This is a genomic window from Streptomyces sp. NPDC055103 (assembly GCF_053607625.1).
This window is the reverse complement of sequence record NZ_JBSGTX010000067.1, coordinates 1-13,102: the sequence shown is the minus strand read 5'-3', so window position 1 is coordinate 13,102 and position 13,102 is coordinate 1. Positions and strand designations below refer to the sequence as shown.

Here is a 13,102-nt window from a genome sequence, read left to right as displayed (position 1 = left end):
CCATGAGCAAGATCCTTATCCGTGGTGCGCAGGTGCTCGGCGGCGAGACCCAGGACGTCCTGATCGACGGCGAGACCATCGCCGAGGTGGGGACCGGACTGTCCGCCGAGGGCGCGACCGTGATCGAGGCCGAGGGCCAGGTCCTGCTGCCCGGCCTGGTCGACCTTCACACGCACCTCCGCGAGCCCGGCCGCGAGGACTCGGAGACCGTCCTCACCGGCACCCGCGCCGCCGCCTCCGGCGGCTACACCGCCGTCTTCGCCATGGCCAACACCCACCCGGTCGCCGACACCGCCGGCGTCGTCGAGCAGGTCTACCGCCTCGGCCAGGAGCACGGCTACTGCGACGTCCAGCCCATCGGCGCCGTCACCGTCGGCCTGGAGGGCAAGAAGCTCGCCGAGCTCGGCGCCATGCACGACTCCGCCGCCGGCGTCACCGTCTTCTCCGACGACGGCAAGTGCGTCGACGACGCCGTGATCATGCGCCGCGCCCTGGAGTACGTGAAGGCCTTCGGCGGCGTCGTCGCCCAGCACGCCCAGGAGCCCCGCCTCACCGAGGGCGCCCAGATGAACGAGGGCATCGTCTCCGCCGAGCTCGGCCTCGGCGGCTGGCCGGCCGTCGCCGAGGAGTCGATCATCGCCCGCGACGTCCTCCTCGCCGAGCACGTCGGCTCCCGCGTCCACATCTGCCACCTCTCCACCGCCGGCTCCGTCGAGATCGTCCGCTGGGCCAAGTCCCGCGGCATCGACGTCACCGCCGAGGTCACCCCGCACCACCTCCTCCTCACGGACGAGCTGGTCCGCTCGTACAACCCCGTCTACAAGGTCAACCCGCCGCTGCGCACCGAGCAGGACGTCCTCGCGCTCCGCGAGGCGCTGGCCGACGGCACGATCGACATCGTCGCCACCGACCACGCCCCGCACCCCCACGAGGACAAGGACTGCGAGTGGGCAGCCGCCGCCATGGGCATGGTCGGCCTGGAGACCGCCCTCTCCGTCGTCCAGCAGACGATGGTCGAGACCGGCCTCCTCGACTGGGCCGGCGTCGCCGACCGCATGTCCTTCGCCCCCGCCCGCATCGGACAGGCCAAGGGCCACGGACGACCCGTCTCGGCTGGTGAGCCCGCGAACCTGACGCTGGTCGATCCGGCTTACCGTGGTGTGGTGGACCCCGCGGAATTCGCCTCCCGCAGCCGCAACACCCCCTACGAGGGTCGTGAGCTGCCGGGACGCGTCACCCACACCATCCTGCGGGGCCGGGCAACGGTCGTGGACGGGAAGCTGGCGTGACACCACTCATCGCAATCGCCGCAGAGGCAGCGGATCAGAAGTCGGCGGAGGTGACCGACTGGGCCGGACGGATCGGCTGGGTCGCCGGACTGCTGCTCTTCATCGCCTTCGTCTACTGGCTGATGCGCCAGGGATGGAAGTGGCGCGGCAGCCTCCAGTCCGACCTGCCCGAGCTGCTTGCCGTGCCGGAGACCCCCGGTGAGGCGAAACTGACTCTCGTCGGGCGCTACCACGGGTCCACGACCGCCGGGCAGTGGCTCGACCGGATCGTCGCCCACGGCCTCGGCACCCGCAGCCGCGTCGAGCTCACGCTCACCGACGCCGGGCTCGCGGTCGTCCGCCCGGGCGCGCACGACTTCCTCATCCCGACGGACGCCCTGCGCGAGGCCCGCCTCGACAAGGGCATCGCCGGCAAGGTCCTCGCCGAGGGCGGCCTGCTGATCGTCACCTGGGCCCACGGCGGCAAGCTGCTCGACTCCGGCTTCCGCTCCGACCGGGCGGCCGAACACACCGCCTGGGTCGAGGCCCTCAACTCCATGAACCACACCACCACGACGGAAGGCATCGCACGATGACGACCTCCATCAAGGGAGCCGCCTCTCCGAGGCAGAAGGCTGCTCCCGCCGTACTCGTCCTGGAGGACGGCCGCATCTTCCGCGGCCGCGCCTACGGGGCCGTGGGGGAGACCTTCGGCGAGGCCGTGTTCTCCACCGGTATGACCGGCTACCAGGAGACCCTCACCGACCCGTCGTACCACCGCCAGGTGGTCGTCATGACCGCCCCGCACGTCGGCAACACCGGCGTCAACGACGAGGACCCCGAGTCCGGCCGCATCTGGGTCTCGGGCTACGTCGTCCGCGACCCCGCCCGCGTCTCCTCCAACTGGCGCGCCCAGCGCTCGCTGGACGAGGAGCTGGAGCGCCAGGGCGTCGTCGGCATCTCCGGCATCGACACCCGCGCCCTCACCCGCCACCTGCGCGAGCGCGGCGCCATGCGCGTCGGCATCTTCTCCGGCGAGGCCTGGAACGGCGTCCGCGACGAGGCCCTCCTCGCGAAGGTCCAGGAGCAGCCCCAGATGAAGGGCGCGAACCTCGCCGCAGAGGTCGCCACCAAGGAGGCGTACGTCGTCCCCGCGATCGGTACGAAGAAGTTCACCGTCGCCGCCGTCGACCTCGGCATCAAGGGCATGACCCCGCACCGGATGGCCGAGCGCGGCATCGAGGTCCACGTGCTGCCCGCCACCGCCACCGCCGAGGACATCTACGCGGTGAACCCGGACGGCGTCTTCTTCTCCAACGGCCCGGGCGACCCGGCCACCGCCGACGGCCCCGTCGCCGTCATGCAGGCCGTCCTGGAGCGCAAGACCCCGCTCTTCGGCATCTGCTTCGGCAACCAGATCCTCGGGCGCGCCCTCGGCTTCGGCACCTACAAGCTGAAGTACGGCCACCGAGGCATCAACCAGCCGGTCCAGGACCGCACCACCGGCAAGGTCGAGGTCACCGCGCACAACCACGGCTTCGCCGTCGACGCGCCGCTCGACAAGGTCTCCGACACCCCCTTCGGGCGCGCCGAGGTCTCCCACGTGTGCCTGAACGACCAGGTCGTCGAAGGCCTCCAGCTGCTCGACCAGCCGGCCTTCTCCGTCCAGTACCACCCCGAGGCGGCCGCGGGCCCGCACGACGCCGCGTACCTCTTCGACCGTTTCGTATCCCTGATGGAGGCCGAGCGTGCCTAAGCGCACCGATATCCAGTCCGTCCTGGTCATCGGCTCCGGCCCGATCGTCATCGGACAGGCCGCAGAGTTCGACTACTCCGGCACCCAGGCCTGCCGCGTCCTGAAGGCCGAGGGCCTGCGGGTCATCCTGGTCAACTCCAACCCGGCCACGATCATGACCGACCCGGAGATCGCCGACGCCACGTACGTCGAGCCGATCACCCCCGAGTTCGTCGAGAAGATCATCGCCAAGGAGCGCCCCGACGCCCTCCTGCCCACCCTCGGCGGCCAGACCGCGCTCAACACCGCGATCTCCATGCACGAGCAGGGCGTCCTCGAGAAGTACGGCGTCGAGCTCATCGGCGCCAACGTCGAGGCGATCAACAAGGGCGAGGACCGCGACCTCTTCAAGGGTGTCGTCGAGGCCGTCAAGGCCAAGATCGGCTACGGCGAGTCCGCCCGCTCGGTCATCTGCCACACCATGGACGACGTGATCCAGGGCGTCGAGACGCTCGGCGGCTACCCCGTCGTCGTCCGCCCCTCCTTCACCATGGGCGGCGCCGGCTCCGGCTTCGCCCACGACGAGGAAGAGCTGCGCCGCATCGCCGGCCAGGGCCTCACGCTCTCCCCGACCACCGAGGTGCTCCTGGAGGAGTCCATCCTCGGCTGGAAGGAGTACGAGCTGGAGCTGATGCGCGACAAGAACGACAACGTCGTGGTCGTCTGCTCCATCGAGAACTTCGACCCGATGGGCGTCCACACCGGTGACTCGATCACCGTCGCCCCGGCGATGACCCTCACCGACCGCGAGTACCAGCGGCTCCGCGACATCGGCATCGCGATCATCCGCGAGGTCGGCGTCGACACCGGCGGCTGCAACATCCAGTTCGCGATCGACCCGGTCGACGGCCGCATCATCGTCATCGAGATGAACCCGCGCGTCTCCCGCTCCTCGGCGCTCGCCTCCAAGGCGACCGGCTTCCCGATCGCCAAGATCGCGGCCCGTCTCGCCGTCGGCTACACGCTGGACGAGATCCCGAACGACATCACGGAGAAGACCCCGGCGTCCTTCGAGCCCTCGCTCGACTACGTCGTCGTCAAGGCCCCGCGCTTCGCCTTCGAGAAGTTCCCCTCCGCCGACTCCACGCTGACCACGACCATGAAGTCGGTCGGCGAGGCCATGGCGATCGGCCGCAACTTCTCCGAGGCGCTCCAGAAGGCCCTGCGCTCCCTGGAGAAGAAGGGCTCGCAGTTCACCTTCGTCGGCGAGCCCGGCGACAAGGCCGAGCTCCTCGCCGAGTCGGTCCGCCCCACCGACGGCCGAATCAACACCGTCATGCAGGCGATCCGCGCGGGCGCCACCCCGCAGGAGGTCTTCGACGCCACGAAGATCGACCCGTGGTTCGTCGACCAGCTCTTCCTGATCAAGGAGATCGCCGACGAGCTGGCCGGCGCCGAGAAGCTCGACCCCGAGATCCTCGCCGAGGCCAAGCGGCACGGCTTCTCCGACGCCCAGATCGCCGAGATCCGCGGTCTGCGCGAGGACGTCGTCCGCGAGGTCCGGCACGCCCTCGGCGTCCGCCCGGTCTACAAGACGGTCGACACCTGCGCCGCCGAGTTCGCCGCCAAGACCCCGTACTTCTACTCCTCGTACGACGAGGAGAGCGAGGTCGCACCGCGCACCAAGCCCGCCGTGATCATCCTGGGCTCCGGCCCGAACCGCATCGGCCAGGGCATCGAGTTCGACTACTCCTGCGTCCACGCCTCCTTCGCCCTGAGCGACGCGGGCTACGAGACCGTGATGGTCAACTGCAACCCCGAGACCGTCTCGACGGACTACGACACCTCCGACCGCCTGTACTTCGAGCCGCTGACGCTGGAAGACGTGCTGGAGATCGTCCACGCCGAGACCCTCGCCGGCCCCGTCGCCGGTGTCGTCGTCCAGCTCGGCGGCCAGACCCCGCTGGGCCTGGCGCAGGCGCTCAAGGACAACGGCGTGCCGGTCGTCGGCACCTCGCCCGAGGCCATCCACGCAGCCGAGGACCGCGGCGCCTTCGGCCGGGTCCTCGCCGAGGCCGGCCTCCCCGCCCCGAAGCACGGCACCGCGACCACCTTCGCCGGCGCCAAGGCCATCGCCGACGAGATCGGCTACCCCGTCCTCGTACGCCCGTCGTACGTGCTCGGCGGCCGCGGCATGGAGATCGTCTACGACGAGACCCGCCTGGAGTCGTACATCGCCGAGTCCACCGAGATCAGCCCCACCCGGCCGGTCCTGGTCGACCGCTTCCTCGACGACGCCATCGAGATCGACGTCGACGCGCTCTACGACGGCGAGGAGCTCTACCTCGGCGGCGTCATGGAGCACATCGAGGAGGCCGGCATCCACTCCGGCGACTCGGCCTGCGCCCTGCCCCCGATCACCCTCGGCGGCTTCGACATCAAGCGCCTGCGCATCTCCACCGAGGCGATCGCCAAGGGCGTCGGCGTCCGCGGCCTGATCAACATCCAGTTCGCCATGGCCGGCGACATTCTGTACGTGCTCGAGGCGAACCCCCGCGCCTCCCGGACCGTCCCCTTCACCTCGAAGGCGACCGCCGTGCCGCTCGCGAAGGCCGCCGCCCGCATCTCGTTGGGCGCCACCATCGCCGAGCTGCGCGCCGAGGGCCTGCTGCCGAGGAACGGCGACGGCGGCACCCTGCCGATCGACGCGCCGATCTCCGTCAAGGAGGCCGTCATGCCGTGGTCGCGCTTCCGCGACATCCACGGCCGCGGCGTCGACACGGTCCTCGGCCCGGAGATGCGCTCCACCGGCGAGGTCATGGGCATCGACGCGGTCTTCGGCACGGCGTACGCCAAGTCGCAGGCCGGCGCCTACGGCCCGCTGCCCACCAAGGGCCGCGCGTTCATCTCCGTCGCCAACCGCGACAAGCGCTCGATGATCTTCCCGGCCCGCGAGCTCGTCGCCCACGGCTTCGAGCTGCTCGCCACCTCCGGCACCGCCGAGGTCCTCAAGCGCAACGGCATCAACGCCACCGTCGTGCGCAAGCTCAGCGAGGGCGAGGGCCCGAACGGCGAGAAGACCATCGTCCAGCTGATCCACGACGGCCAGGTCGACCTGATCGTCAACACCCCGTACGGCACCGGCGGCCGCCTCGACGGCTACGAGATCCGTACGGCCGCGGTGGCGCGCAGCGTCCCGTGCCTCACCACGGTCCAGGCGCTCGCCGCGGCCGTCCAGGGCATCGACGCGCTCAACCACGGCGACGTCGGCGTCCGCTCGCTCCAGGAACACGCGGAGCATCTGACCGCGGCCCGCGACTAGGGCGTGTTTCGAAAGTAGCGTCGTCTGCCCGGAGGGCAGGCCGGGCGGCGTCTGGTGCGTGCGATCGCAAGGCGGAGGGTCGTCCCGATACTGGTGTATCGGGATGATCCCGACAACGCGGCGAGCGTGCGTGCCAGGCGTCGCCCGGCAGACGGGACCTTCGCAACACGCCCTAGCAGCCCGTACGAAGCAGGGGGGACACCGGAGACACCGCGGTGTCCCCCTCTTCATGAGCACACCTGGACCGGAATCACATGTACAAGTTCTTCTTCGACCTCGTCTTCAAGCGCATGGACCCCGAGAAGGCCCACTACCTGGCCTTCCGCTGGATCCGCTTCGCGGCCCGCGTCCCCGTCCTGCGGACCTTCGTCGCCGCCGTCCTGGCGCCCCGGTACAAGGAACTGCGCACCGAGGCCCTCGGCCTGCGGATGCACGGCCCCTTCGGCCTCGCCGCCGGCTTCGACAAGAACGCCGTCGCCATCGACGGCATGGCGATGCTCGGCTTCGACCACGTCGAGATCGGCACGGTCACCGGTGAGGCCCAGCCCGGCAACCCCAAGAAGCGCCTCTTCCGGCTGGTCCCCGACCGCGCCCTGATCAACCGCATGGGCTTCAACAACGAGGGCTCCGCCGCCGTCGCCGACCGCCTCCACGCACGCGTGCCCGTCTTCAGGACCGTCGTCGGCGTCAACATCGGCAAGACAAAGGTCGTCCCGGAGGCCGAGGCCGCCGCCGACTACGTGAAGTCCACCGAGCGCCTCGCCGCGCACGCCGACTACCTGGTCGTGAACGTTTCCTCACCGAACACCCCCGGCCTGCGCAACCTCCAGGCCACGGAGTCCCTCCGCCCGCTGCTCACGGCGGTACGGGAGGCGGCCGACCGCGTGGTCACCGACCGCCGCGTCCCCCTCCTCGTCAAGATCGCCCCCGACCTCGCCGACGAGGACGTCGACGCCGTCGCCGACCTCGCCCTGGAGCTCGGCCTCGACGGCATCATCGCCACCAACACCACCATCGCCCGCGAGGGCCTCGGCCTGACCTCCGACCCTGCTCTGGTCAAGGAGACCGGCGGCCTCTCCGGCGCGCCCGTCAAGGAGCGCTCCCTGGCCGTCCTGCGCCGCCTCCACGCGCGCGTGGGGGACCGGCTGGTCCTGGTGGGCGTCGGCGGCATCGAGAACGCCGAGGACGCCTGGCAGCGCATCCTCGCCGGTGCCACCCTGATCCAGGGCTACAGCGCCTTCATCTACGAGGGCCCGTTCTACGCCCGCGCGATCCACAAGGGCCTCGCCGCGCGCCTCGCCGCCTCCCCGTACGCCACCCTCGCCGAGGCCGTCGGCGCCGACTCCCGAAAGGCCGCCAAGTGACTGCCCTCCCGTCGCCCGACCACCGCCCCTCACCGACGCCCTCCGGGCGGCCCCTGACATTCGGTACCCGCCTGCGCTCCGCCATGGACGAGCGCGGCCCCCTCTGCGTCGGCGTCGACCCGCACGCCGCCCTGCTCGACGCCTGGGGCCTGACCGACGACATCGCCGGCCTGGAGCGCTTCACCTTCACGGTCGTCGAGGCCCTCGCCGGCACCGTCGCCGTCTTCAAGCCGCAGGCCGCCTTCTTCGAGCGCTTCGGCTCGCGCGGCATCGCCGTCCTGGAGCGCGCCGTCGCCGATCTGCGCGCCGAGGGCGCCCTGGTCGTCATGGACGCCAAGCGCGGCGACATCGGCTCCACGATGGCCGCGTACGCGGAGGCCTTCCTGCGCAAGGACTCGCCGCTCTTCTCCGACGCGCTGACGGTCTCCCCGTACCTCGGCTACGGCTCCCTGAAGCCGGCCGTCGACCTGGCCCGGGAGTCCGGGGCCGGGCTCTTCGTCCTGGCGCTCACCTCGAACCCGGAGGGCGCGGAGGTCCAGCGGGCCGTCCGCGAGGACGGGCGCACCATCGGCGCGACCATGCTGGCGCACCTCGCCGAGGAGAACGCGGGGGAGACCCCCATGGGCTCCTTCGGCGCGGTCGTCGGCGCCACGCTCGGCGACCTGTCCTCGTTCGACCTGGACATCAACGGTCCGCTCCTCGCCCCCGGCATCGGCGCCCAGGGCGCCACCCCGGCCGACCTCCCCGCCGTCTTCGGCGCCGCGGTCCGCAACGTCGTCCCGAACGTCAGTCGGGGTGTTCTCCGTCACGGTCCCGATGTGTCCGCCCTGCGGGCCTCGGCGGACCGGTACGCGGACGAGATCCGCGCGGCCGTCGGCGCGTGAGCGTGTTCTCGCCGGGCTCGCGGTCAATCCGCAGGTGGGAGCGGATCGACCCGTGAATCGGCCCGGAGAGAGGAACCGTCTCACCAGCCGTCTCGCCACTTGACGAAAACTTGGCTCAAAACCGGGTCGTTATGCCGGAAAAGTCCTGGTCGGTCGATGCTGACCAGGACTTTTCCGCTGTACTCGCTGACTGGAGCGGCCTCGGCCGCTAGTCTCCGGGGCAGAGCAGGCGTTCAGCGGCCACTCCGTTGAACGTTGCTCCACTGGTGTGGGGCGCTGGGTTCCTCACCGGTCCGTATCCGACAGATCGACATCCGAGGTGACGTAGGCGTGGCTCTTCCGCCCCTTACCCCTGAACAGCGCGCAGCCGCGCTCGAAAAGGCCGCCGCGGCTCGCCGGGAGCGGGCCGAGGTCAAGAATCGACTCAAGCACTCCGGCGCGTCGCTCCACGACGTCATCAAGACCGGGCAGGAGAACGACGTCATCGGCAAGATGAAGGTCTCCGCACTGCTCGAGTCCCTGCCCGGCGTGGGCAAGGTCCGCGCCAAGCAGATCATGGAGCGCCTCGGCATCTCCGAGAGCCGCCGTGTCCGTGGTCTCGGCTCCAACCAGATCGCCTCCCTGGAGCGCGAGTTCGGCAGCACCGGCGCCTGATCCGGGACGCGCGTCCCGGGCACACCGGTAAAGCTGGAATAATCGCTGCATGGCAGCAGAGGTACGTCCGCGGCTGACCGTGCTCTCCGGCCCCTCAGGGGTCGGCAAGAGCACGGTCGTCGCTCATATGCGCAAGGTCCACCCCGAGGTCTGGCTCTCGGTGTCGGCCACGACACGAAAGCCCCGCCCCGGCGAGAAGCACGGCGTCCACTATTTCTTCGTCGCGGACGACGAGTTCGACAAGCTGATCGCCAACGGCGAACTCCTCGAATGGGCCGAGTTCGCGGGCAACCGATACGGCACCCCGCGGGCCGCGGTCCTCGACCGCCTCGACTCGGGTGAGCCCGTACTCCTCGAGATCGACCTCCAGGGCGCCCGCCAGGTCAAGGACTCGATGCCCGAGTCCCAGCTGGTCTTCCTGGCGCCGCCGAGCTGGGAGGAGCTGGTCCGCCGGCTCACCGGCCGCGGCACCGAGTCGCCCGAGGTGATCGAGCGCCGGCTGGCGGCCGCGAAGATCGAGCTGGCGGCCGAATCGGAGTTCGACACCACACTCGTCAACACCTCCGTCGAGGACGTCGCCCGCGAGCTGCTAACGTTGATGCTGCTGTCTTCTGAGGGCCCGGACATTAGCGGCTGACGCCGCGGGCCCCTGGAATCCACAGTAATCGTCTGATCTTTTTTCCATTCTTCGGAAGGTAGAGCGTGTCCTCTTCCATGACTGCGCCCGAGGGCATCATCAACCCGCCGATCGACGAGCTGCTCGAGGCAACCGACTCGAAGTACAGCCTCGTGATCTACGCGGCCAAGCGCGCGCGTCAGATCAACGCGTACTACTCCCAGCTCGGCGAGGGCCTGCTGGAGTACGTGGGTCCGCTCGTCGACACCCACGTCCACGAGAAGCCGCTCTCGATCGCCCTGCGGGAGATCAACGCGGGTCTGCTGACGTCCGAGGCCATCGAGGGCCCGGCGCAGTAAGCACGTAACGCTTGTCACCGAAGGCCCGGCGGAACATCCGCCGGGCCTTTGGTGTCTCATGGAGTCGTAGGCAACCGAGTGCGGGGAGTGGCAGTGGTGACGAAGCCGAAGGTCGTTCTGGGGGTCAGCGGCGGCATCGCCGCCTACAAGGCCTGCGAGCTGCTGCGCCGGCTCACCGAGTCGGGCCACGACGTAAGGGTCGTGCCCACCGACTCCGCCCTCCACTTCGTCGGCGCCGCGACCTGGTCCGCGCTCTCCGGGCACCCCGTCTCGACCGAGGTGTGGGAGTCCGTCCACGAGGTGCCGCACGTACGGATCGGCCAGGGCGCCGACCTGGTCGTCGTCGCCCCCGCCACCGCCGACATGCTCGCCAAGGCCGCCCACGGCCTCGCCCACGACCTCCTCACCAACACACTGCTCACCGCGCGCTGTCCCGTCGTCTTCGCCCCGGCGATGCACACCGAGATGTGGGAGCACCCGGCCACCCAGGAGAACGTGGCCACGCTGCGCCGCCGTGGCGCCGTCGTCATCGAGCCCGCCGTCGGCCGCCTCACGGGCGTCGACACCGGCAAGGGCCGGCTGCCGGACCCCGGTGAGATCTTCGAGGTCTGCCGACGCGTCCTCGCGCGTGGCGTCGCCGCCCCCGACCTCGCCGGACGTCACGTCGTGGTCAGCGCGGGCGGTACGCGCGAGCCCCTCGACCCGGTCCGCTACCTGGGCAACCGCTCCTCCGGCAAGCAGGGGTACGCCCTCGCCAGGGCCGCCGCCGCGCGGGGGGCCCGGGTCACGCTCGTGGAGGCCAATACCGGCATCCCCGACCCCGCCGGGGTCGACGTCGTGCACGTCGGCACCGCGCTCCAGCTCCGCGAGGCCGTCCTCAAGGCGGCGGGTGACGCCGACGCCGTGGTGATGGCCGCCGCCGTGGCTGATTTCCGCCCGGCCGTCTACGCCTCCGGCAAGATCAAGAAGAAGGACGACGGGGGAGCGCCGACCGTCGAGCTCGTCCGCAACCCCGACATCCTCGCCGAGCTCTCCGCCGACCGCGCCCTGCCGGGTCAGGTCGTCGTCGGCTTCGCCGCCGAGACCGACGACGTCCTCGCCAACGGACGCGAGAAGCTCCGCCGCAAGGGCTGTGACCTGCTCGTCGTCAACGAGGTGGGGGAGCGCCAGACCTTCGGCTCCGAGGAGAACGAAGCCGTCGTGCTCGCGGCGGACGGTGCCGAGACCCCCGTACCGTACGGACCGAAGGAAGCGCTCGCCGAGACGGTCTGGGACCTGGTCCTGCCGCTCCTCCGCCCTGCCGCGCAGCCCGCCCCGCTCTCCTCGACCTGACGGATCCCGCCGGCCCGGCGGGGCGTGATCTTGGCGAGATGTCACCCTGCGGAGGCGCGCCGCAGGGCGGGAAACGCCGACTCGCGAGTGATTTACGCCGCACCGGAAGAGGCGCCTCCGCCGGGCCCGAGGCCGGTTCCGGTCACGCCCGACCATTCGCCAGGCGAGACACCTGGTCCATTGCCCGACCACGACCGATAGACTGTTCGTGGAACGTCGCGGGGCGCAGCCCCCTGCCGGTCCGTCACGAGTAGCCAGCAGCCGCTGCAACCCCAGGGAGCGTTGTGTCCCGTCGTCTGTTCACCTCGGAGTCCGTCACCGAGGGGCACCCCGACAAGATCGCTGACCAGATCAGCGACACCATCCTCGACGCACTGCTGCGAGAGGACCCCACCTCGCGCGTCGCCGTCGAGACGCTGATCACCACCGGCCTGGTGCACGTCGCCGGTGAGGTGACCACCAAGGCGTGGGCGGACATCCCCACCCTCGTCCGGAACAAGATCCTCGAGATCGGTTACGACTCCTCGAAGAAGGGCTTCGACGGCGCCTCCTGCGGCGTGTCGGTGTCCATCGGGTCGCAGTCGCCGGACATCGCGCAGGGTGTCGACACCGCGTACGAGAAGCGGGTCGAGGGCGACGAGGACGAGCTGGACAAGCAGGGCGCCGGCGACCAGGGCCTGATGTTCGGTTACGCCTCCGACGAGACGCCCGAGCTGATGCCGCTGCCGATCCACATCGCGCACCGTCTCTCGCGCCGCCTCACCGAGGTCCGCAAGAACGGCACCATCCCGTACCTGCGTCCCGACGGCAAGACCCAGGTCACCATCGAGTACGACGGCGACAAGGCCGTCCGCCTCGACACGGTGGTCGTCTCCTCGCAGCACGCCTCCGACATCGACCTCGAGTCGCTGCTCGCCCCCGACATCCGCGAGTTCGTCGTGGAGCACGTGCTCCAGCAGCTCGTCGACGACGGCATCAAGCTCGACACCGAGGGCTACCGCCTCCTGGTGAACCCGACCGGGCGCTTCGAGATCGGCGGCCCGATGGGCGACGCCGGCCTCACCGGCCGGAAGATCATCATCGACACCTACGGCGGCATGGCCCGCCACGGCGGCGGTGCCTTCTCCGGCAAGGACCCGTCGAAGGTCGACCGCTCGGCCGCCTACGCCATGCGCTGGGTCGCCAAGAACGTCGTCGCCGCGGGCCTCGCCTCGCGCTGCGAGGTCCAGGTCGCCTACGCGATCGGCAAGGCCGAGCCCGTCGGTCTGTTCGTCGAGACCTTCGGCACGCACACGGTCGACACCGAGAAGATCGAGAACGCCATCGGCGAGGTCTTCGACCTCCGCCCGGCCGCGATCATCCGCGACCTCGACCTCCTCCGCCCGATCTACGCCCAGACCGCCGCCTACGGCCACTTCGGCCGCGAGCTGCCCGACTTCACCTGGGAGCGCACCGACCGCGTGGACGCTCTCAAGAAGGCCGCCGGTCTGTAATCCCCGGAGTCCCGGAGCCTGAGGGCTCCCGGAACTCCAGGCCGCACGTGACGGAAGCCCGGCACCCCTCAGGGG

Annotated in this window: 11 protein-coding genes; all 11 read left to right on the top strand. The window is 70.4% G+C overall.

Annotated elements, in window-relative coordinates; all coding sequences use genetic code 11:
• The first annotated feature begins 2 nt into the window (after nucleotides 1-2).
• The 11 genes from ACWFR1_RS31820 to metK all read left to right on the top strand — a co-directional run bounded on the left by ACWFR1_RS31820 (nucleotide 3) and on the right by metK (nucleotide 13,027).
• A complete protein-coding gene (locus ACWFR1_RS31820; protein ID WP_453557336.1) occupies nucleotides 3-1,289 on the top strand; it encodes a dihydroorotase in 1,287 nt (428 codons plus the stop codon).
• The gene (locus ACWFR1_RS31815) at nucleotides 1,286-1,864 is read left to right on the top strand and encodes a PH-like domain-containing protein (protein ID WP_453557334.1); all 579 of its coding nucleotides are present in this window, start codon (nucleotides 1,286-1,288) and stop codon (nucleotides 1,862-1,864) included. Before ACWFR1_RS31820 ends, ACWFR1_RS31815 begins: the two co-directional genes overlap by 4 nt.
• Complete coding sequence (gene carA / locus ACWFR1_RS31810) at nucleotides 1,861-3,024, top strand: glutamine-hydrolyzing carbamoyl-phosphate synthase small subunit (RefSeq protein WP_453557332.1); 1,164 nt, start codon at nucleotides 1,861-1,863, stop codon at nucleotides 3,022-3,024. Before ACWFR1_RS31815 ends, carA begins: the two co-directional genes overlap by 4 nt.
• Entirely contained in the window at nucleotides 3,017-6,325 is a 3,309-nt protein-coding gene (carB, locus tag ACWFR1_RS31805; RefSeq protein ID WP_453557330.1) for a carbamoyl-phosphate synthase large subunit, read from the top strand. The genes carA and carB overlap by 8 nt, the downstream gene beginning before the upstream one ends.
• 254 nt (nucleotides 6,326-6,579) lie before the next feature.
• The gene (locus tag ACWFR1_RS31800) at nucleotides 6,580-7,689 is read left to right on the top strand and encodes a quinone-dependent dihydroorotate dehydrogenase (protein ID WP_453557328.1); all 1,110 of its coding nucleotides are present in this window, start codon (nucleotides 6,580-6,582) and stop codon (nucleotides 7,687-7,689) included.
• A 53-nt stretch (nucleotides 7,690-7,742) separates the two neighbouring features.
• A complete protein-coding gene (gene pyrF, locus ACWFR1_RS31795) occupies nucleotides 7,743-8,573 on the top strand; it encodes an orotidine-5'-phosphate decarboxylase (protein WP_453557392.1) in 831 nt (276 codons plus the stop codon).
• A 330-nt stretch (nucleotides 8,574-8,903) separates the two neighbouring features.
• Complete coding sequence (locus ACWFR1_RS31790; protein ID WP_121828861.1) at nucleotides 8,904-9,227, top strand: integration host factor; 324 nt, start codon at nucleotides 8,904-8,906, stop codon at nucleotides 9,225-9,227.
• A gap of 49 nt (nucleotides 9,228-9,276) precedes the next feature.
• A complete protein-coding gene (gmk, locus tag ACWFR1_RS31785; protein ID WP_453557326.1) occupies nucleotides 9,277-9,864 on the top strand; it encodes a guanylate kinase in 588 nt (195 codons plus the stop codon).
• Nucleotides 9,865-9,929: 65 nt separating this feature from the next.
• Entirely contained in the window at nucleotides 9,930-10,202 is a 273-nt protein-coding gene (gene rpoZ / locus ACWFR1_RS31780; RefSeq protein ID WP_017242218.1) for a DNA-directed RNA polymerase subunit omega, read from the top strand.
• A gap of 96 nt (nucleotides 10,203-10,298) precedes the next feature.
• The gene (coaBC, locus tag ACWFR1_RS31775; RefSeq protein ID WP_453557324.1) at nucleotides 10,299-11,534 is read left to right on the top strand and encodes a bifunctional phosphopantothenoylcysteine decarboxylase/phosphopantothenate--cysteine ligase CoaBC; all 1,236 of its coding nucleotides are present in this window, start codon (nucleotides 10,299-10,301) and stop codon (nucleotides 11,532-11,534) included.
• Nucleotides 11,535-11,818: 284 nt separating this feature from the next.
• Complete coding sequence (metK, locus tag ACWFR1_RS31770; RefSeq protein ID WP_453557322.1) at nucleotides 11,819-13,027, top strand: methionine adenosyltransferase; 1,209 nt, start codon at nucleotides 11,819-11,821, stop codon at nucleotides 13,025-13,027.
• Nucleotides 13,028-13,102: the final 75 nt, after the last annotated feature.